Consider the following 21,241-nt stretch of genomic DNA (forward strand, 5'->3'; position numbering starts at 1 on the left):
ATTATTCTGCCACCTGCGGTGCGTAATTGACGATGCACCGCAGGTAAGTGGAAAGTGACCCTATGAATAACCGGTCATGGAAAAAATCATCGTTGCGAAACGCCTCGTCCTCGGACAATAGCAAGCTGTCGCGGAATAGCCCGGCACCGCGGAAAAATGTATCGGGGCGAACCATGCCGTCGTGGAAGAACATGACACTTTCCGCCGTTGCCCTTGGCACTGTGCTGGCAGTCGGCGGCTGCGGATCCAGCGGCGGGGAGGACTCGGCGCCGTCGGCAGCGCCGTCGTCGTCGTCCTCCGTTTCCTCTTCCGCCTCCGCCGCCCCTTCTGCATCCCCGGAGACCACCCCGAGCCTGGAACCTTCCGCAAGCGAATCCGGGATGACATCTCCGAGCTCCGCCCTTCCCGAGGCAACGCCCCCGGCCGGGGGCGTTTCAGGTGAGCCTGTCGCCTGTGCCGCTTCAGGATTGGCGGGCGAAGTTGAAGAGACCCAGGGCGGAGGCGCTGCCGGCAGTGTCTACCGCACCCTGGTGCTGACCAATGTCTCGCCGGACGCCTGCACCGCCGCCGCCGGTTTCCCCGGAGTTTCCTACGTTGACGGCTCAGGGGAACAGATCGGAGCAGCAGCTGTTCGCTCGGGCGAGGGGCCAGCGGCCGGCGCATCCTTTGTTCTGGAGCCCGGCCAGTCAATGGTGGCCGGATTGAAGGAAACCCGCGCCGAAAACTATGGCGCCGAATGCGAATCGCATCAGGCGACCCAGCTGATGGTTTACCCTCCGGAAGATCTTGAGTCGCTGACGATCGAGCACCCGATTCTCGCCTGCGAAAACCCGAACGTGGAATTGTTGACCATCAGCACCCTGCAGAAGCGGTAGGGCACCGGGCCGGATGGTGCCGGTGGCGGGTAGACGGTTGCCGACTGCCGCGTGCCGACTGCGGGCTGCCGCGGTAGCCGGTTGCCGGCTGCCAAGCGCCGGTAGTCGGACAGCCGTTGCCGAGCGGCAGACATCCAGGCGGCGTGGGTCGCCACGGGCAGCACTGACAAGCGGGCCGCAGACAGCCAGGTGCGCGGGTCGCAGGATGGCGCGGGCAAGTTGCCCTCCACAGGACAGCGTGCGTGGAATCTTATGCACAATAAAGATTCTTTTTCTGTTCGGACTTCTGTTTTTCGGAAGAATCGTCATATGGAGACGATTCTTGCTGCGGAGATGCCCGGCAGTCCGGGCGATCCTGTCGCGCACCCCGGACCCATTGAGTTTCTGCAGCTAACAGTTGATTGTGCAGACACGATGGACATCCTGCGCGAGGGTTCCGTCCGTGCCGCTGCTCTCATGAGCACGGGTCAGGCGGTTCACCTTGCCGCTCAGGTGGAGGCCCTGTCTCGAACGGTGGAGTATCTGCAAATTGTCTGCGCGGGGGCACTGGAGAACCATCGTGTAGCTGGAGTTTTTGGCTCGGCTCCATCCGTGCTGTCTGAAATTTCCGCTGGCGCCCCTGACCCGTCGGGCATGCCTGATACTCCCGATGCGTGTGATTCGCCTGCGCAGCACGCATCCGCAAAGGTGCACGCCGAGTTCCGGACAACAGCGGACTACATGCGCTGCCGGCTTCGCATCAGCCGGGGCGAAGCACACCGGCGGTTGAAACTGGCCTCCGTTCTCCTGCCGGCAGTCAGCACCTCCGGGGAACATCTCACCCCGGCCCTCCCCGTTCTCGCAGACAGCGCTGCGGCAGGAGAGATCTCCTCTCACGCTGCCGCCATCGTTGCAGACGCCATAGATCAGGTCCGCCACCGCACCGACGCCCGTACAGCATCTGCAATGGAAACGGATCTTTCCTCCATTGCCCGACTGCAGGACCAGGACTTCCTTGTCCGCACGGCCCGCCGCTGGGTGCTCATTACCGATCAGGACGGTGCGGAACCCTCGGAGGAGGAGCTGCGGCGCTTTCAAGGAATCTTCTCCGGACGGAAGAGGAACGGCCTGAATCATCTCAATATTTATTGCACTGCCGAACAGCACGAGACGCTCCTGACGGTGATGAACGCTGCCGCCGGCCCAACAAGCGGCGTGGGGACAACTGACGGCGCCCATGCGGCACCGGGCCCTGTGCAGCGTTCCGACGGCAAATTGCCTGAAGCAGAGGTTGCATCCCGGTTGGATCGTCGCACCCGCCCCCAACGTTTGCTGGGTGGGCTGGTAGATGCGGCGAAGGCTGCATTGGCTCAGGGCGGCATACCTGCATCCGGCGGATTGCGTCCCCAAGTCCTGGTGACCATAGATGCCCCCTCCCTCCTAAAGGAATTCGACTACGGATCCCTGGTCAAAGGCTTGGACTCCGGGCAAGCTCCTTCCCCGGACCAGGGCCCGACGAGAAGTCCCGACTCCGTCATTCCCGGTTCATACGCATTCACGGGGCCGGTGCCGGCAGCAACGGTGCGGAAACTCGCCTGCGAGGCGGACATGCTGCCCGTCGTCCTTTCAGGGGAAGGCCGAATACTGGACATTGGCCGGGCGCAGCGTCTGTTTCCTCCTCATCTTAGGAAGGCGCTGCACGCACGAGACGGAGGATGTGCCTTTCCCGGCTGTACGATTCCTGGTCCGTGGACCGAAGCCCATCACATTCAACACTGGAGCCGAGGCGGACCAACGGCCACGGATAACGGCGTCCTCCTGTGCTCGCACCATCACCATGAAGTGCATAAGGAAAACTGGCGAATCAGCATGAGGTCGGGTGTCCCGTGGTTCGTGCCACCGACCTACGTCGATCCGGAGCGGGTGCCTCTGCGCAACACGTACTTTCGACGGTTTTCAGATCCGGGGCAGGAAACCACACTGCATCCGCATCAAGACATAGAGAGCCAAGATATAGAGCAGCCCACCGGGTAGAGCACGACTCAGGGACCTGGGCAGAAGGCAGGGCAATTCGCTGGACGAAGCGCTGGGCAGATCTCTGGGCGGAGCGCTGGACGGAACACTAGGCAGAGCGAGATGTTGGGCCGCCCGGTACCGCTTTGCTGGATTCGGCCTGCAGCCGAACTCCCGTAGAGAATCCAAAAGTGTCAGGACTGTGCGGAACAATGGTGCACATGACATCCGGAGCTTCGGTGCTGCAGAAGTTCACTCCCGCTACCAGGGAGTGGTTTGAGGGTGCTTTTGCTGCGCCAACTCCGGCTCAGGTGGGCGCATGGGACGCAATATCGGAAGGGTCCAATGCGTTAGTGGTGGCGCCAACCGGGTCCGGCAAAACTCTGGCTGCTTTCCTCTGGGCGCTGGACAGCTTCATTGCGTCTGCCGCTGCTGCCGAGAAGAGCGGCGGCACTCTGAAGGAAACCGCTGGCTTTCCGGAGGAGACCTCCCATGTTGCGGAGGAGGGCAAAGGCGCTGCAAAGAAGGCAGCCCCTGCAAAAGGGTCCGGACGCACCAAGAACGCCGCACCCAAGCGCAAGACCAAGGTCCTGTACATCTCACCGCTGAAAGCCCTCGGTGTTGACGTGGAGCGGAACCTCCGTTCACCACTGATCGGCATCACCCAAACGGCAAAGCGTCTGGGTCTGCCCGCACCCTCAATTACGGTAGGCGTCCGCTCAGGAGATACTCCCCAAAACGAGCGCAGAACCCTACTGACGCGGCCGCCGGACATCCTCATCACAACACCTGAATCACTGTTCCTCATGCTGACGTCCCGCGCCCGGGAGACCCTCTCTGAGGTGGACACGGTCATTGTCGATGAAGTGCATGCGGTGGCCGGCACAAAACGGGGAGCGCATCTGGCGGTGACCCTCGCCCGGCTGGATGCGATGCTCTCCAAACCGGTGCAGCGCATCGGCCTGTCCGCCACTGTGGAGCCGAAGGAAACAGTCGCACGGTTCCTGGGCGGAAACGCCCCGGTGCACATCGTGGCCCCGGCAGCCAAAAAAACCTGGGATCTCACGGTCACGGTGCCGGTGGAGGACATGTCGGATCTGGGCGGCACACCCGCCGTCGAAGACACCGTGGAGGGCGGTTACGCTCCACAGGCCAGCATCTGGCCGCACGTCGAGGAAAAAATCGTTGACCTCATTGAGACGAACCGATCCACCATCGTGTTCGCCAACTCCCGCCGGCTGGCGGAGCGCCTGACTGCTCGGCTGAATGAAATCCACGCGTATCGGCAGGAAACAGCTGCCCTGTCCCTGTCCGCGGCAGCAACCGGAACAGCCGGTCCTGGCGCAGGCGCTGCAGGCGCCGTTCTTTCGGATCCTGCCCCTCTGCCTACAACGCGTCCGCCGGCTCAGCTCATGGCCCAGGCCGGAGTCTCCATCCGTTACCGGGAACCGGAACTGGCAGCGGCTGATGACGACAACCCGCTGCTCGCGCGCGCCCACCATGGCTCGGTCTCGAAGGACCAGCGCGCCCTGATTGAGGATGACCTGAAATCGGGACGGCTCCGCTGCGTCGTCGCCACCAGTTCGCTGGAACTGGGCATCGACATGGGCGCGGTGGATCTGGTCATCCAGGTTGAGTCCCCTCCCTCCGTCGCCAGCGGCCTGCAGCGCGTAGGCCGGGCCGGACACCAGGTCGGCGAAACCTCCCAGGGAGTCATGTTTCCCAAACACCGCGGAGATCTGCTGAACTCGGCAGTGGTGGCCGAGCGAATGCTCTCCGGACAGATTGAGCCCCTCTACATTCCCGCCAATCCGCTCGATATCCTTGCCCAGCAGACCGTGGCCGCCTGCGCACTGAGCTCCATCGATGTGGAGGAGTGGTTCGACGTCGTCCGGCAGTCGGCACCGTTCGCCGGCCTCCCGCGGTCGGCCTTCGACGCAACACTGGATCTGCTGGCAGGCCGCTACCCCTCGGATGAATTCGCTGAACTGCGCCCGCGAATCGTCTGGGACCGCACCGAAGGCACCATCACCGGACGCCCGGGCGCGCAGCGTCTCGCCGTAACCTCCGGCGGCACAATTCCGGACCGCGGACTGTTCGGTGTTTATTTGGTGGGCGACTCCGAAGGCAAGAACAGCCGCCGCGTCGGCGAACTTGACGAGGAAATGGTCTACGAATCCCGCGTGGGTGATGTTTTTGCCCTGGGTGCCACCAGCTGGCGGATCGAAGACATCACCCATGACCGAGTGCTGGTTTCCCCGGCCTTCGGGCAGCCCGGAAAGCTGCCGTTCTGGCGCGGCGACTCTCTCGGCAGGCCAGTGGAGTTAGGCCGAGCCCTCGGCAGCTTTGTCCGCGAAATGGCCGGGGCCGACGACGAGACGGCAGCGAAACGCCTCTCCGCCGTTGGCCTGGACGAATGGGCCACCGGCAACCTCATGACCTATCTGCGTGAACAGCAGCAGGCCACGGACGTAGTGCCCAACGACCGGTCACTGGTGGTGGAACGCTTCCACGACGAGCTCGGCGACTGGCGGGTGGTCCTGCACAGCCCCTTCGGCATGCCGGTCCACGCTCCGTGGGCACTCGCCGTGGGAGCCAGGCTGCATCAGCGCTACGGCCTTGACGGTTCAGCCATGGCCTCCGACGACGGCATTGTCCTGCGGGTGCCCCTGATGGATGATGAGCCGCCCGGAGCCGAACTGTTCATCTTCGAGCCCGATGAACTGGATTCGATCGTGACTGCCGAGGTTGGCGGTTCCGCACTGTTTGCCTCCCGGTTCCGCGAATGTGCTGCACGGGCCCTGCTGCTGCCACGGCAGAATCCCGGGAAACGCACTCCCCTGTGGCAACAGCGCCAAAGGTCGGCACAGCTGCTGGACGTCGCCAAAAAGTATCCGACGTTCCCCATCGTGCTGGAGACAGTGCGCGAATGCCTCCAAGATGTCTACGATTTGCCCGCGCTCAAGGACATCGCGGCCAGCATCGAACGCCGCGAAATCCGGCTCGTGGAAACCACCACGCCGTCGCCGTCCCCCTTCGCACGGTCCCTGCTCTTCGGCTACGTCGGAGCTTTCCTGTACGAGGGTGACTCTCCGCTGGCCGAGCGCCGTGCCGCTGCCCTGTCGCTTGACCCCACGCTGCTCAACGAGCTGCTGGGCCGGGCAGAACTCCGTGAACTGCTCGATGCACGCATCATTGCTCAGATTGAACTCGAGCTGCAGCGGCTGGCCGAGGACCGCCGGGTGCGGGGCATTGAAGGTGTCGCCGATTTGCTGCGGCTGCTGGGACCCCTGACCGTCTCTGAAGTGGCTGCACGCTTGCAGCCCCTCGACGCGGAGCCTGCAGCGGGTGCTGAAGCGACGGGCACAGCGGGGTCGGGGATCTCGGGGCTGGGGATCTCGGGGTCAGAGATCTCAGTGTCCGACGTTTCGGCAGATACCCACACCACTGATGCTCTCCCAACCGCAGCTGCCGCTGCCGCCCATGCGGCATCTGCCGAGTACGCCGGGGACCTGCTCGAGCAGCTGGTCCGGGCCAACCGGGCGTTGAAGGTTGGCGTGGCCGGCCAACAGCGCTACGCCGCCATCGAGGACGCAGCCCGCCTGCGCGACGCCTTGGGCGTACCGCTGCCGATGGGTGTTCCGCTGGCCTTTATTGAGCCCGTGGCCGATCCCCTGGGTGACCTGATCGGACGCTACGCACGCACCCACGGGCCTTTCACCGCTGCGGAAGCCGCCACGCGGCTGGGGCTCGGCGTCGCCGTCGTCAGCACTACCCTGCAGCGCCTCGCGGGTGAAGGACGCGTTGTTGAAGGAGAGTTCCGGCCGGCGGAGACTCAACTGCTGGACGCGGCGGCCGGTGTGGACACCACCCCCGGCGCCGTCATCACGATCCCAGGTGAGCGCGCAGGCACCGAATGGTGCGACGCCGAGGTGCTGCGCCGCCTGCGCCGCCGCTCCCTCGCAGCACTGCGCTCGGAAGTGGAACCGGTGGATCCGGCCACCTATGGCCGCTTCCTTCCGGTCTGGCAAAACGTTGGCTCATCGCTGCGCGGGCTCGACGGCGTTGCCACCGTGATCGACCAGCTCTCCGGAGTGCCTATTCCGGCATCGGCCTGGGAACCGCTCATCCTCGGGTCCAGGGTGCGGAACTATTCCCCGTCGATGCTTGACGAGCTCACAGCCACGGGAGAGGTCATCTGGTCCGGAACCGGATCACTGCCCGGAAACGACGGATGGATTGCGCTTCACCTGGCGGAGAATGCACCCCTGACATTGAATCCGGCGCCGGAGTTTGATCCCTCGGAACTTCAGCTGCAGCTGCTGGATTTGTTGTCCGGCGGAGGAGCGTACTTCTTCCGGCAGCTGGTGGACGCGTTGGCGCAGAGAGGTGCAGAGACCTCGGACGCCGCTGTCATCAGCGCGCTTTGGGAGTTGGTCTGGTCCGGGCGGATCAGCAACGACACCTTCACTCCTGTCCGGTCCCTGCTTTCCGGCGGCAAGACCGCACACAAGCAGCGTGCGGCAACGCCCCGGGCCCGGACTGCACGTCTGGGCCGGCTCGGCCGCGCTCCGGGAGCGTCTCTCACCGGAAGCTCGATGCGCCTCGCTGCCGGCAATCAGCCCCCGGCACTGCGCAACGCTCCTGCGCTGGTGGCAGGACGCTGGAGCATGCTTCCCGCCGTGGAACAGGACGCCACCATCCACGCGCATGCCACCGCCGAGCTCCTGCTTGACCGGTACGGTGTGGTCACCCGGGGTTCAGTGGCCAGCGAGGGCACTCCGGGCGGGTTTGCCCTGCTGTACCGGGTGCTGGCCCGGCTTGAGGAAATGGGCCGGTGCCGGCGAGGGTATTTCATTGAACAGCTCGGTGCGGCACAGTTTGCCGTTCCCGCAACGGTGGACCGGCTCCGCTCGTTTTCCGAGGACGCTCAACTGAAGAAGCCGGAACCCGCAGCCGTAGCCCTTGCTGCCACGGATCCTGCGAATCCGTATGGTGCGGCCCTGCCGTGGCCGGCACTTGAAGGCGGCCACCGGCCCGGACGCAAGGCCGGCGCATTGGTGGTGCTGGTGGACGGAAACCTGGCCCTGTATGCCGAGCGGGGCGGGAAAACACTGCTCACGTTCACGGAGGATCCGGCGGTGCTTGAACTCTCGGCGGGTGCCCTCGTGGACATCATCCGCCGCGGCGCCGCAGAAAAGATGGCGATCGAAAAGGTTAACGGCTCCGAAATTCTGGACACGGATGCCTCCCGCGCGCTGATCCATGCCGGTTTTTACACGACGCCGAAGGGGTTGCGCTACCGTGTCTGATTCGTTCACACCACTGATGCAGGCGGCACGAGACCGGCGACGGCGTACCGGCCCGGGCAGCCACCACCGCGCTCAGCAACACCGCCTCACTCCGCTACACGGTCTCGCTGAGCTGCACCGCCTCGCTGAGCTGCAACGCCTCGCTCAAAAGCACTGCCGCATTCCATGTCAGACTCAGATTCCCAACCGCGGAGGACGAAGTGCCTGAAGGCGACACAGTCTGGCGGGCAGCTCGGGAGCTCAACGCTGCACTAGCCGGCCAGAAACTCACCAAATGCGACATCCGCGCGCCCAAGTTCGCGACAACCGACTTCACCGGTTCCACCGTTGCCGACGTCGTCTCGCGTGGCAAACACCTGCTGATCAGGCTGGACGATGCGAGCACCGGGTGGATTCTCCATTCCCATCTCAAGATGGAGGGCCTGTGGCACGTCTACAACCGCGGCGAGCGATGGCGGCGGCCGGCGTTTAAGGCACGCTGCGTGCTGGAAACGGATACAAAGCAGGTTGTTGGCTTTGACCTCGGATTCCTGCGGGTCCTGCCGCGCTCCGAGGAGGACGACGCCGTCGGCTACCTTGGCCCCGATCTGCTGGGCCCGGATTGGGACGCCGCTGAGGCGCTGCGGCGCATCCAGTCCGTGCCGGAACGGCCGATCGGGCTGGCGCTGCTGGACCAGCGGAATCTAGCGGGCATCGGCAACGTTTACCGTTGTGAAATTTGCTTCCTGGCCGGAGTGCATCCGCTGACACCTGTTGCCCAGGTGCCCAATCTGCCCCGGATGGTCGACCTGTCCAAACGGCTGCTGGAAGCGAACAAGACGCGCAGCCGCAGGATCACCACCGGAAATATGCGCGGAGATCCGCTGTGGGTCTATAACCGCGAGACCCGGGGCTGTCTTCGCTGCGGGACGAAAATCGTGCACGAGCTCGTAGGAGATAACGCGCTTGAGCTGCGCGATCTGTATTACTGCCCTTACTGCCAGCCCGCCGCCGCGATGAACGCCGGCTAGCAGCGGAGGGACTCGCCCCTTCAATTTCCTGAGTACCGAAACGACGGACGCGTGCCCTAACCGGAAGCTGTCTCTCCGCGCCAATAAGATAACGACCATGTGTCCCTCTAGCGCAACAGGTACTGCAACAAGCGTCACCAGCTACTGGTATCCGGGAGATCCGGACCAGGAGCCGTCGCGGCTTCTGCTGGAAGCGCTGAGGAACTACCGCGCCGCAGAACAGCAAATGCGCCAGCGGATCCGTGACGAGATGAAGATCAACGAGAAGGACCTCGTTGCGCTGCGGCATTTAATGCACGCCCATCAGCATGGAAACGCCTTGGGACCAACAGAACTGAGCCGCCTGCTGTCGATTTCCTCCGCTTCAACCACCGCGCTGATCGACCGGCTGGTCGGCAGCGGGCACATCCAGAGGCAGCTTCATCCCACTGATCGGCGTGCCCTTCGACTGATTCCAACCGACAAATCGAATGTGGAGATGCAGGAAACGCTGAGCCAACTCCATGAACGCATGATGGAAGTCACCAAATCCCTGACGTCCAAGGAGGCAGAAACGGTGACGCGCTACCTCGATCGATTGACCGAGATCGTGGAGAACGAACCGGAAACAACGCCGCCTTCGGGCCCGCTTGCCGGCCGTCCCTGACCTCTGCCTCAGGTCGCTGCCTCAGATCTCCGCGGGGAGGACGTCAATGGCGGGTGCTCGACGTCGGTAATCTGGAAGGGTGATGCAATCCCCCCTTCCGGTACGCAACGGAGTGAACGCAACCCGTCTTCGACTGCCAACTGACGGGCCGTGGACGACTGCCATGGAGTATGTCCTCTCCAGGTTTGGACACGTGGATCCGGACGGAATCACGGACCGGTTTGTCCGGGGTGAGGTTGTGGGCCTGGGCGGTGTTCCGCTGACCCCCAAGACTCCGCTGAATGAGCACACTTTCATCTGGTATTACCGGGAATTGCCGCCCGAAGAGCGGCTCCCGGTGGAAATCAGCATCCTTCACCAGGATGAGAACCTGCTTGTGGTCGATAAGCCGCATTTCCTGCCCACAACGCCGGGCGGCATGTATGTTGCCGAATCGGCGCTGGTTCGGCTGCGGGTGCAGCTGGACATTCCGGATCTCATTCCCATGCACCGCCTGGATCGGATGACAGCGGGAGTGCTGTTGTTTTCGACCAATCCGGAAACGCGCGGAAAGTATCAAACCCTTTTTGAAAAGCGCCGGATCAGCAAGGAATACGAAGCCGTGGCTCCTGTCCGCGATGACCTCGAGCTCCCCCGGATCGTACGCAGCCGCATGATCAAGTCACGCACTTACCTGTTGGCCCAGGAAGTGGAGGGCGAGCCGAATGCGGAAACCCGGATTGAGCTTCTGGAAGCCCGCGACGGCATTGGACGGTACCGCTTGCAGCCGCACACAGGGAAAACGCATCAGCTGCGGGTCCATATGGCGTCTCTGGGAATCGGTATCCTGAACGATTCCTTCTATCCGGAACTGCTGCCCCAGGCTCCGGATAACTACGAACAACCGCTGCAGCTGCTCGCCCGTTCCGTGGACTTTGTGGACCCGCTGACGAAACAGCCCGTGCAGTATCGCAGCGGCCTTTCTTTGTCCCACGCGCCGAAGGTTTAAGTCCCACGCGGCGAAAGTATAAGTCCCACGCGCCGAAAAGTTTAAGTCCCACGCTCCGAAGGTTTAACCGGGGAAGATCACCTCACCGGGTTATTGCAGCAGGTATGTCCATCCCGAGTTAAATCCCCCTGACCGCCCCCAAAACTGCCGCCGGGGCTTGTCCTCCGGGGCAGGATCAGAAATAATCCGTGCTTTTTCGCTACGTCACTGGGTAGGGTAGGTGAACGTCCGGGGCATCGCCCGCGGATACTCTCCGCGAGTGAGGGGAAGGACCCTGATGATTCCGCTGTCGAAATCAGCCGCCGCCCAAAACCGGCTCCGGACACCTCCGGTACCGGAAACGAGACCTGAAGCGTCCGGCGCCCGGCATCCTTCAGGGGTGAGCTGGTTCCAGAATCCTCAGGACATCCCGTTCGACCTCATTCGCCGGATTGCCGTTACGGGTGCAGCGGCGGGTGCGGCGGTGACGACCGTCCTTCTGGTCCGCACAGATAATTCGGTCGGCGGCGGCATCACGTTCACAGGCGAAAAACTTGCCGGCGCTGAACCACAGGCAGTTCTTGGCGCCGCAGGATCGCTGCTCGCACCGGCAGCCGCAGTGTGGTGGCTGTGGGTGGCCATCGCGGCCGGCTGGCTGGGATACGCGCTGTACCAGTGGCTTCCCGGGCAGCGGGCAAACCCCCGGCACCGCCGCCTTGGCTGGTTCATATTGGCGTTCCAAATCCTGGCCTTTGCGTGGCTGCTGGCGGTCTCTTCAGGGAGCGCCGGTTTCCTGCTGGCCGTTGCCGCAGCTCAGATCATTGCGGGCCTGTTCGCGGTCCGCAGCATGAACCGCCACCCGGTGGCATCCCGCATGGAAGGATTCCTGACCGACATACCTCAGGGGTTCTCTCTGGCCGCAGGCGTTTTATCGTTCACTGCAGCGCTTTCCTTCATCCTGACGGTAGAAGGAACAGATCTGGCCGGCTGGGGCGGCAACGTTTGGGCACTTGTTGGCCTCATCACGGTCACTGTGGGCACTGTGGCAATCTGCATGACGGACCGCGGGCATCTGTCGGTGGCGCTGGCGTCCGTCTGGGCACTGTGCTGTGTTGCTTTTGAACGGTTGACCGGAGCACCGGATTCGACTGTTATTGGCGCTGCAGCGGCTGCGGCCGCCTTCCTGATCCTCGTGTCAGCGGGATCCCGCAGGCATCAGGTGGACCATGAACGCCGCCGCGAGGAACGGCACAATGAGCGACGCCGCCAAGCAGATGCACCCGAGTTGGCCAGCGCTTAGCCGCCAAGGCATCGCACCACAGCAGAAAAGGAAAGCCGGGCACACCGCTGCCAAGGAATACGGCAGCGGCCGAGGAGGTTGCCGCCGGATATGAAGATGATTGGTGTGGAAAAGTTCGGCGGCCCCGAGGCCCTGACAGTGCTGGACGTACCCGAGCCTCACGCCGGGCCGGGCGAGGTGCGCATCCGGGTCCGGGCGGCAGCAGTGAGCCCCACCGACACCGTTGTGCGCGCCGGCGGATCCGGCAGGGACCTCAGCCGGATGCCCGCGGTGCCCGGCATGGATGCGGCCGGGATCATTGATGAGGCCTCCGAAGCCAGCGGATGGCAGGCGGGCGACCGGGTTATGACCATTGCGCTGCCGTTCGGAGACCATCAGGGGGCTTACACGGAATATCTGGTGGCCCCTGCGGACTCCCTGGCACACATTCCTGCCGGCATGGACTTCGCCGAAGCATCAACCCTGCCCATGAACGGACTCACCGCGGTCCAGACTCTGGAGAAGCTGAACCTGCAGCCCGGCCAGTCACTGGCCGTTACCGGAGCCGCGGGAACGCTGGGAAATTATCTGGTCCAGCTGGCCAAACATGCTGGCCTGCGGGTGGTGGCCGACGCCGCTCCCAAGGACCGCGAATTGGTCTCCGACCTGGGTCCGGACTACATCGTGGAGCGCGGCGACGATGTGGCCGAACGCATCCGGGAGTTCTTCCCGAACGGAGTCGATGCCCTCGCCGATGCGGCTGTGATGAATGAAAAAGCTGTTCCCGCCATCAAAGACGGCGGACGCTTCGCGACCTTCCGCTGGTGGCACGAGGAACCGGGACGCGGCATCACGGTGCATCCCATTGCGGTTCGGGATGAATACCACTCAGGCCAGAAGCTGGAAGCACTCCGGCGCCTCGCGGAGGACGGAACGCTGACGCTTCGGGTAGCGGACCGGATCCCGGCGGAAAAGGCCGCAGAGGCACACCGCAGGCTCGAGGCCGGCGGAGTCCGGGGCCGGCTGGTCCTGCTCTTCTAGGAAGCCCGGGGCCGGCTGGTCCTGCTCTTCCCGGGAGTCCGGGGCCGGCTGGTCCTGCTCTTCTAGGAAGCCCGGGGCCGGCTGGTCCTGCTCTTCCCGGGAGTCCGGAGCCGGCTGGTCCTGCTCTTGTGATCTTTTGGCCCAGCGCTGGCGGTTACAGCGGAACCCAGCGGCCCCGCTGCCGCCGCAGGACCCGCAGCCGTTCCGCCTCTGCAATTTCATCCACGGCATGGCGCATGTTGGCGGCAGCTCGCAGTGCGGAGGAGTTTTCCAGCGACCATTCATTATCCGGAACCATGAAGCGCAGGGTGATGCGCGGAATCCCGCCAACTATTTCGAGGTGATTGGCCTCCACATGATGGCTTGCAGCCAGTGCGGCAACGGCTGTTTCCATTACGGCTTCCGGAGGCGTGCCCGGTTTTAGCCCCGTAATGTTCAGCTGTGCTCGAAAAGAAGGCATAAAAACAGGTTAGCCGCTAACGGCAACCGGCCCGCCGGTTCAGGCGGGCCGGTGACTTCGTTCCTAAGAATTCAATAGGTTCTCAGAACGCGGAAGATCTGCGCCGTTAGAGTTCGCGTTCCTCCGGGTCAAAATCGGCCAGAGGGTTTCCACCCAGGTGTGCCGGATCATCGCTGGCGTCTTCTTCATCGGCCGAGATGGGGTCATCGAAGTCGACGTCGCTCGCCGCCTCACCGATGGTCGGCACCTCGGGCGGGATCTGGGAATCGCCCGCTTCGTAGCGCTCCTGCTCGGTTTCATCCCGCAGGGTCTGATCCGACAGCGTTCCGGGTTCCCCCATGAGGGGCTCCTCGTTCACCAGCGGATCCTCCTGCCAGCGGTCCGGGTTGTCCTCAGCGGCACCGGGATAGCTCAGGTCCTCAGGATCAATGAACTCATCCGCGTTGCTCAGGTCGTCGACATCCGTCAGGTCACTGAGCGGCACTTCCGAGACTTCATCAGGAGTCACAACATCGGCTATGTCGTCAGCCAGTACGGGATCATCGCCCAGTTCGGGATCGGGAATACTCTGCTCAGTCATCAACCTAGCCTTTCCGTTGCGTGCGGGCTGCCGGCTCTTGTGCACCAGATGCAATTACCCGGTGCACAAGAGGGGAAATCCGGCAGATCGTCGCTAGTAAGCCTACTGATGCAGCTCCCCGAATACCACTCGAACATCTCAAGGACGGATTACGGGCCCATTGCAGGCGCGAAATTGTACCTAACTTCCGCGATATGTCAGGCCTAAGAGCAATTACGTCACATTAGTTTGACGTAAAGGTAAGCCTAAGTAAGGGTTACCTGAGTTACCAATGTGAGACATAACGAGGGAGTCGCAGTGACCTTGCTGCACCATACAGAAAAGCGCTCCGGCCTGGCCCTGCAGAGCGAACGGGAAGCGGCCGCCGACCAGCTGTTCACCGCACGGACCACCGCACGCTACGCCGCCGACGTCGTCCGGGGCGTGAATTTTGTGGCCGCAACAGTCGCCGGCACCACCGCGCCATTCACGGGAATCACCCCCGCAGAACTGGCACCGGAGGTGGAAGCCATTGATCTGGAGACACCGCTGGAGGCCACAGACGCCGCCCTGGAGGAACTTGCCCGCGTGTATTTGAAGGATGCCGTGTACTTTCACGACACAAAGTACGCGGCTCATTTGAACTGTCCGGTGGTGATTCCCGCCCTGGTAGGGGAAGCCATCTTGTCCGCCGTCAATTCTTCGCTGGACACCTGGGATCAAAGCGCCGGAGCAACGCTGATTGAACGCCGGCTCATCCGCTGGACGGCGGATCGACTGGGCCTCGGCAGCCGGGCGGACGGAGTGTTTACCAGCGGCGGAACCACGTCCAACCTGCAGGGCCTCCTGATTGCCCGCAACCAGGCGGTAGCCAAGCTGCGTCTGGATCCGCGGCGCGAGGGCCAACGCCTGCCGGCGCTTTTGGACGGCCTGCGAATCTTCACCTCCGAGGCAAGCCACTTCAGCATCGCGAAGTCCGCTTCACTGCTGGGACTGGGATACGACGCCGTGGTGCCGGTGCCCTGCGACTCCCGCCGCCGGATGGATCCCGAGGCACTGCGGACAGCCTTAGAAGCCAGTATTGCCCGCGGCGAAACGCCCATGGCCATCGTTGCCACCGCCGGCACCACGGACTTCGGCAGCATTGACCCGCTTCCGGCCGCCGCGGCCCTCGCCCGGCACCACAACATCTGGCTGCACGTGGACGCGGCCTACGGAGGCGGGCTCATTACCTCGCTGCGGCACCGCCATCTGCTCCACGGGATCGGTGCCGCCGATTCGGTCACCGTTGACTATCACAAGACGTTCTTCCAGCCGGTGTCCTCCAGCGCCCTGCTGGTCCGGGATGCGGCAATGCTTGGGCACGTCACTTTCTACGCCGACTACCTGAATCCGGAAAGCGCAGCCAGGGAGCTCATCCCCAACCAGGTCGACAAGAGCCTTCAAACCACGCGGCGGTTCGATGCACTGAAGCTGTGGCTCACGCTGCGGCTGATGGGGGCCGACGGGATCGGGCAACTGCTGGATGCCGCGGTGGACCTCGCGGCAGAGGTTTCCGGTCTCCTGGCCGATGATCCGGACTTTGATCTGGCCGCACCGGCCCAACTGAGCACCCTGGTGTTCCGCTACCTCCCGCCGGGCACGGATGACGAGAGCGCTGATGACGCCAACCGGCACATTCGGAAGGCACTCTTTGCCTCAGGTGAGGCGGTGGTCGCAGGAACAACGCTGGCAGGCAGGCATTACCTGAAGTTCACCCTGCTCAACGCGGAGACCACCCTGGAGGACATCCGGGAAATCCTCGCCCTGATCCGCACCACCGGACAGAACTACCTGGTTGCAGCGGCAGGGGTGGCAGCATGAGCACCGCAGCAGACGCCGCACACGTCCATGACGCCGTCGGCATAGGCGTTGGCCCCTTCAATCTGGGGCTGGCCGCGCTGACCGATCCGATTGCGGACCTTGACCTGGTGTTCGTTGACGCGCGGCCCGGCTTCGACTGGCATCCGGGGATGATGCTGGACACCGCCCATCTCCAGGTCCCGTTCATGGCTGACCTGGTGACGCTGGCGGACCCGACATCGCCGTATTCGTTCCTGAACTTCCTGAAGCAGACCGGCCGCATCTACCGCTTCTACATCCGGGAGAACTTCTATCCGCTGCGCGCCGAGTTCAATGCCTACTGCCAGTGGGTCGCGGACGCACTGCCCAACGTGCACTTCGGCGAGCGCGTCACGGATGTGGAATACGACGGCGGCGCCTACTCGGTGCACACTGTTGGCCCGCAGGGGCCAAAGGTCCGCCGCGGCCGCCGGTTGATTCTGGGAACGGGAACCCAGCCGCATATCCCCGAAGCAGCCCGTGCCGTCACCGGGGCGGGCGGGCTGGTGCTGCACAACGCCGACTATCTGGCCCGGAAAGCCGAACTGCAGTCGCGGTCCAGCATCACGGTGGTCGGCAGCGGGCAAAGCGCCGCGGAGATCTATTGTGATTTGCTCCAGGACCTGCCCTCCCGCGGCTACGAGTTGAACTGGGTTACCCGCTCCGGACGTTTCTTTCCGCTGGAGTACACCAAGCTGACCCTGGAAATGACGTCGCCGGAGTACGTGGACTATTTCCATGCCCTGCCGGAATCCACGCGGGACCGGCTCGTGGCAACCCAGAAGAACCTTTACAAAGGCATCGACTCGGACCTGATCAACACCATTTATGACACCCTGTATGCCCTGAGCCTCCATGGAGAGCCCCGGACCCGGCTGCTGACCCACATGGAACTGCGCGATGCCAGCTACCACCCGGAGACGGACAGCCACACCCTCACGCTGCACCACGGCGAACAGGACCGTGGGCACCTGCTGGAGACCGACGCCGTCGTGCTCGGCACCGGATACGCCTACCGTGAGCCGGACTTCCTGGCCGGAATCAGCGGGCGCATCCGGCGTGATGCCGCCGGGCGGTTCGATGTTGACCGGACGTATGGAATCAGCACCGTGCCGGGAGAGATTTTTGTGCAGAATGCGGAGCTGCACACCCACGGCTTCGTCAGTCCGGACCTGGGCATGGCCGCCTACCGGAACTCGGTGATCATTGCGCAGATGCTGGGACGGGAGTACTACCCGGTGGAGAGCAGCATTGCCTTCCAGGAATTCGGTGTTCCCGCGCACGGGTTGGCCGGCGTTCCGGTGCCCGGGCCCGCCGGCACCGCTGTCGGCATCCCCTCCCGGCCGGCCGTGGGCGCGGAGGCGGGCGCATGAGTTTCACCATCGTCCCGGTCGACGCCGGCCGCGACGCACCATTGCTGCACAGCTGGATGACCCGCGACTACGCCCGGTTTTGGGGCATGCTCGACGCCACCCGGGCAACGGTGCAGGCCGAATATGCCAGCATTGCCGCAAACCCGCATCATCACGCGTGGCTGGGCCTGGATGGCGGCTCGCCGGCGTTCCTGATGGAGTCCTATGCACCCGCGCATTCTCCGCTGGCCGGCCTTTACGCCGCGCAACCCGGAGACACGGGCATGCACCTCCTGGTGGGGCCGGCGGAAAAGCCCAAACCCGGCTTCACCACCGCGGTGTTCCGCTCCGTGCTGGAGTTCCTCTTTGCGGATGAGCGCACACAGCGGATTGTGGTGGAACCGGACGTACGCAACACCAAGATTGCGGCACTGAATGCCCGGATGGGTTTTGTACCCGCCGGAATCATCTCCCTTCCGGACAAGGAAGCCGTCCTGAGCTTCTGCACCCGGGCGGACCACCACCGTGCGCTGCGTGCCCTCACCCCTGTCCAGCCCCTCCCCGATTCCCTGACCATTCCAGATTCCCTGACCGTTCGAGATTGCCCGACCGTCCCCGCCACACCACCAGGAGCAGCCCTGTGACCACCACCCTTCCCGACGCAGGCACTTCCGAACCTGCCGCCACCCCCTTCTCCGCCTCCGGGTCACCATCAAGTTCTTCCCCAACCCCGAGTCCGGCAGCGGCCGCGGCCGCCAAGCACCTGACCCCCGAACGGTGGGAAGCAGCAAACCGGCACCTCATCCGCAAGGCCCTGGCCGAGTTTTCCCATGAACGGATTTTGCGTCCGGAACCGCTCAGCGGGCCGGGCTCACAGGGGTCCGCCTCCGGCGCGCACAGGCCCACCTATCGCCTGCGGTCCGACGACGGCGCCGCCGAGTACCGCTTCGAAGCCCGGCTGCTCGCCCTGGACCATTGGTCCATTCCTGCCGCCGGCATCCGCCGCTTTGCCGGCGGCCGTGAAACAGCCCTGGATGCCCTGGTGTTCATCACGGAATTTTCCGGCACGCTGGGGATCAATGAGCAGATGCTCCCCGTCTATCTGGAAGAAATCAGCAGCACCCTCGCCTCCCACGCCTTCAAGAATTCCCCCAACTCGCCGTCGTCGGACCTGCTGGCCCGAGGAGTGACCGGCGGAAAGGACCCCGCTGCGGACTTCCAGTCCGTGGAACGGTCGATGACTGAAGGCCATCCCTGTTTTGTCGCCAACAACGGCCGTCTCGGCTTCGGCTCGGACGACTACCTGGCCTATGCGCCGGAGGCCGGTGCCCCGGTTCAGCTGGAGTGGATCGCCGTGCGCCGAGACCGTGCCGTCTTCACCGCTCTTCCGGGGCTGGAGTACCGGGACCATGTGGAGCGCGAGCTGGGCGCCGCCGTCGTCGCCGGCTTTGATGCCCGGCTGGCGCAGCGCGGAGCCGACCCCGCCGCGTACCTGTACATGCCGGTGCACCCGTGGCAATGGACCAATAAGCTGACCGTCACCTTTGCCGCCGAAATTGCCCAGGGCCATCTGGTGCACCTGGGCACCGGGGAAGACGTCTATCAGGCACAGCAGTCCATCCGCACCTTTTTCAACCGCGGCCGCACGGACCGCTGCTACGTGAAAACCGCGCTGTCCGTGGTGAACATGGGCTTCATGCGCGGCCTCTCCCCCGAATACATGCTGGCCACACCCGCCATCAATGCCTGGCTGGACGGACTGGTCCGGACTGACGGCACACTGCAGGGCGCCGGTTTCAGCATCCTGCGCGAAAGCGCCGCCGTCGGCTACACGAACCGCTACTTTGAGGCAGGGGCGCCCAAGGGGTCGCCGTACCGCAAAATGCTCTCCGCCCTGTGGCGGGAGAGCCCGGTGCCCCACCTGGGCGAGGGTGAGCAGCTGGCAACCATGGCCTCTCTCCTGCATACCGATGCCGCGGGACGGCCCTTCGTTTCGGCCCTGATTGAACAGTCCGGCCTCAGTGCGCAGGCGTGGCTGGAACAGTACCTGCGGGCCTACCTTGTGCCCCTGCTGCACAGCTTCTATGCCTATGATCTGGCGTACATGCCGCACGGCGAGAACCTGATCATGGTGCTGAAGAACGGGGCCGTGCAGCGGATGATCATGAAGGACATTGCCGAGGAAATAGTGGTCATGGGAAACCGTACGGCTATGCCCGAAGAATGCTCCCGGGTGCGGGTGCAGATTCCGCAGGATGAGAAGATCCTGTCCATCTTCACCGATGTGTTCGACTGCATCTTCCGCTTCCTGGCCGCACTCCTGGACGAAGACGGGCAGCTGTCCGGGCAGGACTTTTGGGCCGCCGTGGCCTCGGTGGTGAGGGAGTACCAGGACTCGCATCCGGAACTGGCGGACGAATTTGCCGCGCATGACCTCTTTGCCGGGGACTTTCCGCTGTCCTGCCTGAACCGGCTGCAGCTGCGCAACAACCAGCAGATGCTGGATCTCAGCGATCCCTCCGGCGGGCTGCAGTTCTCCGGGCGGCTGGACAATCCGCTGGCTGCCTTCCGGCGGTGATCCGATCTTCCCCGCCGGTGCAGCTGCCCGGCGGGGAAGATCTGCCGTTACCGGAAACTCCGCCTACCTCAGTGCCGAAATTCCGGTGATATCCCGGCCCACCAGGAGTGAATTGATCTCGTACGATCCCTCGTACGTGTAGATGGCTTCGGCGTCCGCGAAGACCTTGGCCATCCGGTAGTCGGTGACAATTCCGTTGCCGCCCAAAATGCTGCGTCCCAGCGCCACGGTTTCACGCATTTTGGCGCTGGCATAGGACTTCGCCAGGGCAGCCTGCGCCATGCCGGCGCCGGACGGCCGCATCCCGTCACCTGAGCCGCTGGCGATTTCCGCGGAGGGGTACCCGCCCCGCTCCAGCTCTGACACCCTGGCCAGCATTCCGGTGCTTGCCACCGTGTTGCCGAGCATCCGGACGAGCTGTTCGGTCACGAGCTGGAAGGACGCCAGCGGGCGGCCGAACTGCTTGCGCTCTACGGCATAGGCGCGGGCAATGTCGACGGCGGCCAGCTGCGCGCCGACAGCCTGCCAGCCCACCATGATGCGCGAACCGCGCAGCAGGTGCTTGATGTCCTCGAAGCTGTCGATTCCCGCCAGCCGGTCAGTTTCCGCAACCCGCACCCCGGTGAGGGTTATGTCTGCGTTCTGCACGGTCCGAAGCGCCGTCTTGTTTTCGATCCGGGTGCGGTGGACTCCGGGGAGGGAGGCATCCAGCAGGAATCCCCGAACCTTGCCGGTGGCCGGTTCACGCGCCCACAGGAGCATGTAGTCGCAGAACGTTCCGTTGCCGATCCAGCGCTTGCTGCCGTTCAGGATCCACGAGTCGCCGTCCCGCACCGCAGTGGTTTCCATCCCGCCGGCAACGTCCGAACCATGGTCGGGTTCGGTGAGGGCAAAGGCTCCGGTAATCCGCAGGGTGAGAGCGTCGTCCAGCAGCCGGTCCTTCTGCTCGGTCGAGCCGAAGGCGTGCAGCGCTTCCACAAACAAGTCATGGTGGACCATGAAGAACGTGGCGATGGAGGTGTCGGTGCGGGTCATTTCCGCTATCACCAGTCCGGCAAACAGCGGACTGTAGCCCTGCTGCACAGGGGTGGAGAGCTTCAGCGCCGCCAGTTTGGGCAGCAGCTCAGCGGGAAAGTATGCGTCCTGCCACCACTGCCCGGCATGCGGAGCCACCTCGGTTTCGAGGAACGCCCGCAGCTCGGCGAGTTTCTCCTGTTCCCGGTCACTCAGCAAATCTTCGAACGCGTAGAAGTCCGCGTCCGGAAGTTCAAGTTCTGATTCCAAAGCCA

At 63.9% G+C, this 21,241-nt stretch carries 16 protein-coding genes; 12 read left to right on the forward strand and 4 right to left on the reverse strand.

The window, feature by feature from the left end:
* Window position 1: 1 nt before the first annotated feature.
* Window positions 2–193 carry a hypothetical protein gene (locus AC4D2W_RS16215; protein ID WP_490927941.1) on the reverse strand — a complete coding sequence of 64 codons (192 nt, stop codon included), beginning with the start codon at window positions 191–193 and terminating at the stop codon, window positions 2–4.
* Here AC4D2W_RS16215 and AC4D2W_RS16220 point away from each other — a divergent pair.
* The 8 genes from AC4D2W_RS16220 (at window position 192) to AC4D2W_RS16255 (ending at window position 13,122) form a co-directional block, all read left to right on the forward strand.
* Window positions 192–875, forward strand: coding sequence for a DUF4232 domain-containing protein (locus AC4D2W_RS16220; RefSeq protein WP_490927942.1), 684 nt, complete (start codon window positions 192–194; stop codon window positions 873–875). The two genes, AC4D2W_RS16215 and AC4D2W_RS16220, sit on opposite strands and share 2 nt — an antisense overlap.
* A 309-nt stretch (window positions 876–1,184) precedes the next feature.
* Window positions 1,185–2,888 (forward strand): HNH endonuclease signature motif containing protein, encoded by a 1,704-nt coding sequence (locus AC4D2W_RS16225; RefSeq protein WP_490927943.1) that lies wholly within the window; start codon window positions 1,185–1,187, stop codon window positions 2,886–2,888.
* A gap of 191 nt (window positions 2,889–3,079) precedes the next feature.
* Window positions 3,080–8,179 (forward strand): Lhr family helicase, encoded by a 5,100-nt coding sequence (locus AC4D2W_RS16230; protein ID WP_490927944.1) that lies wholly within the window; start codon window positions 3,080–3,082, stop codon window positions 8,177–8,179.
* Window positions 8,180–8,379: 200 nt separating this feature from the next.
* Window positions 8,380–9,189: an Fpg/Nei family DNA glycosylase gene (locus AC4D2W_RS16235; RefSeq protein ID WP_490927945.1), complete on the forward strand. Its 810-nt coding sequence runs from the start codon at window positions 8,380–8,382 to the stop codon at window positions 9,187–9,189.
* 226 nt (window positions 9,190–9,415) lie between these two features.
* A complete protein-coding gene (locus AC4D2W_RS16240) occupies window positions 9,416–9,835 on the forward strand; it encodes a MarR family winged helix-turn-helix transcriptional regulator (RefSeq protein WP_490927946.1) in 420 nt (139 codons plus the stop codon).
* A gap of 82 nt (window positions 9,836–9,917) precedes the next feature.
* Complete coding sequence (locus tag AC4D2W_RS16245; protein ID WP_490927947.1) at window positions 9,918–10,823, forward strand: RluA family pseudouridine synthase; 906 nt, start codon at window positions 9,918–9,920, stop codon at window positions 10,821–10,823.
* 379 nt (window positions 10,824–11,202) lie between these two features.
* A complete protein-coding gene (locus AC4D2W_RS16250; protein ID WP_490927948.1) occupies window positions 11,203–12,102 on the forward strand; it encodes a TspO-related membrane protein in 900 nt (299 codons plus the stop codon).
* Between the two features lie 90 nt (window positions 12,103–12,192).
* On the forward strand, window positions 12,193–13,122 hold the full coding sequence (locus AC4D2W_RS16255; protein WP_490927949.1) for an NADP-dependent oxidoreductase: 930 nt from the start codon (window positions 12,193–12,195) through the stop codon (window positions 13,120–13,122).
* A gap of 154 nt (window positions 13,123–13,276) precedes the next feature.
* Here the strand turns inward: AC4D2W_RS16255 and AC4D2W_RS16260 are convergent, their stop codons facing one another.
* Window positions 13,277–13,582 (reverse strand): hypothetical protein, encoded by a 306-nt coding sequence (locus tag AC4D2W_RS16260; RefSeq protein ID WP_490927950.1) that lies wholly within the window; start codon window positions 13,580–13,582, stop codon window positions 13,277–13,279.
* A gap of 106 nt (window positions 13,583–13,688) precedes the next feature.
* Window positions 13,689–14,162 carry a hypothetical protein gene (locus tag AC4D2W_RS16265; RefSeq protein ID WP_490927951.1) on the reverse strand — a complete coding sequence of 158 codons (474 nt, stop codon included), beginning with the start codon at window positions 14,160–14,162 and terminating at the stop codon, window positions 13,689–13,691.
* A gap of 303 nt (window positions 14,163–14,465) precedes the next feature.
* Between AC4D2W_RS16265 and AC4D2W_RS16270 the strand changes: the two genes are divergently transcribed.
* The 4 genes from AC4D2W_RS16270 to AC4D2W_RS16285 all read left to right on the forward strand — a co-directional run bounded on the left by AC4D2W_RS16270 (window position 14,466) and on the right by AC4D2W_RS16285 (window position 19,952).
* A complete protein-coding gene (locus AC4D2W_RS16270) occupies window positions 14,466–16,004 on the forward strand; it encodes a pyridoxal phosphate-dependent decarboxylase family protein (RefSeq protein ID WP_490927952.1) in 1,539 nt (512 codons plus the stop codon).
* Window positions 16,001–17,395 (forward strand): lysine N(6)-hydroxylase/L-ornithine N(5)-oxygenase family protein, encoded by a 1,395-nt coding sequence (locus AC4D2W_RS16275; protein ID WP_490927953.1) that lies wholly within the window; start codon window positions 16,001–16,003, stop codon window positions 17,393–17,395. The genes AC4D2W_RS16270 and AC4D2W_RS16275 overlap by 4 nt, the downstream gene beginning before the upstream one ends.
* Window positions 17,392–18,018 (forward strand): GNAT family N-acetyltransferase, encoded by a 627-nt coding sequence (locus tag AC4D2W_RS16280; RefSeq protein ID WP_490927954.1) that lies wholly within the window; start codon window positions 17,392–17,394, stop codon window positions 18,016–18,018. Before AC4D2W_RS16275 ends, AC4D2W_RS16280 begins: the two co-directional genes overlap by 4 nt.
* A 119-nt stretch (window positions 18,019–18,137) precedes the next feature.
* Window positions 18,138–19,952, forward strand: coding sequence for an IucA/IucC family protein (locus AC4D2W_RS16285; RefSeq protein ID WP_490927974.1), 1,815 nt, complete (start codon window positions 18,138–18,140; stop codon window positions 19,950–19,952).
* 63 nt (window positions 19,953–20,015) lie between these two features.
* On the opposite strand, the gene AC4D2W_RS16290 is transcribed toward AC4D2W_RS16285, so the two are convergent.
* Window positions 20,016–21,236, reverse strand: a complete 1,221-nt coding sequence (locus AC4D2W_RS16290; RefSeq protein ID WP_490927955.1) for an acyl-CoA dehydrogenase family protein — start codon at window positions 21,234–21,236, stop codon at window positions 20,016–20,018.
* Window positions 21,237–21,241: the final 5 nt, after the last annotated feature.

Source organism: Arthrobacter sp. TJ-58, from assembly GCF_058269295.1.

Excerpts from the sequence above, each read along its gene's own strand:
- AC4D2W_RS16225 (WP_490927943.1), top strand. The coding sequence starts at position 1,185 with ATGGAGACGATTCTTGCTGCGGAGATGCCCGGCAGTCCGGGCGATCCT.
- AC4D2W_RS16220 (WP_490927942.1), top strand. The coding sequence starts at position 192 with ATGACACTTTCCGCCGTTGCCCTTGGCACTGTGCTGGCAGTCGGCGGC.
- AC4D2W_RS16280 (WP_490927954.1), top strand. The coding sequence starts at position 17,392 with ATGAGTTTCACCATCGTCCCGGTCGACGCCGGCCGCGACGCACCATTG.
- AC4D2W_RS16260 (WP_490927950.1), bottom strand. The coding sequence starts at position 13,582 with ATGCCTTCTTTTCGAGCACAGCTGAACATTACGGGGCTAAAACCGGGC.
- AC4D2W_RS16275 (WP_490927953.1), top strand. The coding sequence starts at position 16,001 with ATGAGCACCGCAGCAGACGCCGCACACGTCCATGACGCCGTCGGCATA.
- AC4D2W_RS16265 (WP_490927951.1), bottom strand. The coding sequence starts at position 14,162 with ATGACTGAGCAGAGTATTCCCGATCCCGAACTGGGCGATGATCCCGTA.
- AC4D2W_RS16230 (WP_490927944.1), top strand. The coding sequence starts at position 3,080 with ATGGTGCACATGACATCCGGAGCTTCGGTGCTGCAGAAGTTCACTCCC.
- AC4D2W_RS16245 (WP_490927947.1), top strand. The coding sequence starts at position 9,918 with ATGCAATCCCCCCTTCCGGTACGCAACGGAGTGAACGCAACCCGTCTT.
- AC4D2W_RS16240 (WP_490927946.1), top strand. The coding sequence starts at position 9,416 with ATGCGCCAGCGGATCCGTGACGAGATGAAGATCAACGAGAAGGACCTC.
- AC4D2W_RS16255 (WP_490927949.1), top strand. The coding sequence starts at position 12,193 with ATGAAGATGATTGGTGTGGAAAAGTTCGGCGGCCCCGAGGCCCTGACA.
- AC4D2W_RS16215 (WP_490927941.1), bottom strand. The coding sequence starts at position 193 with ATGTTCTTCCACGACGGCATGGTTCGCCCCGATACATTTTTCCGCGGT.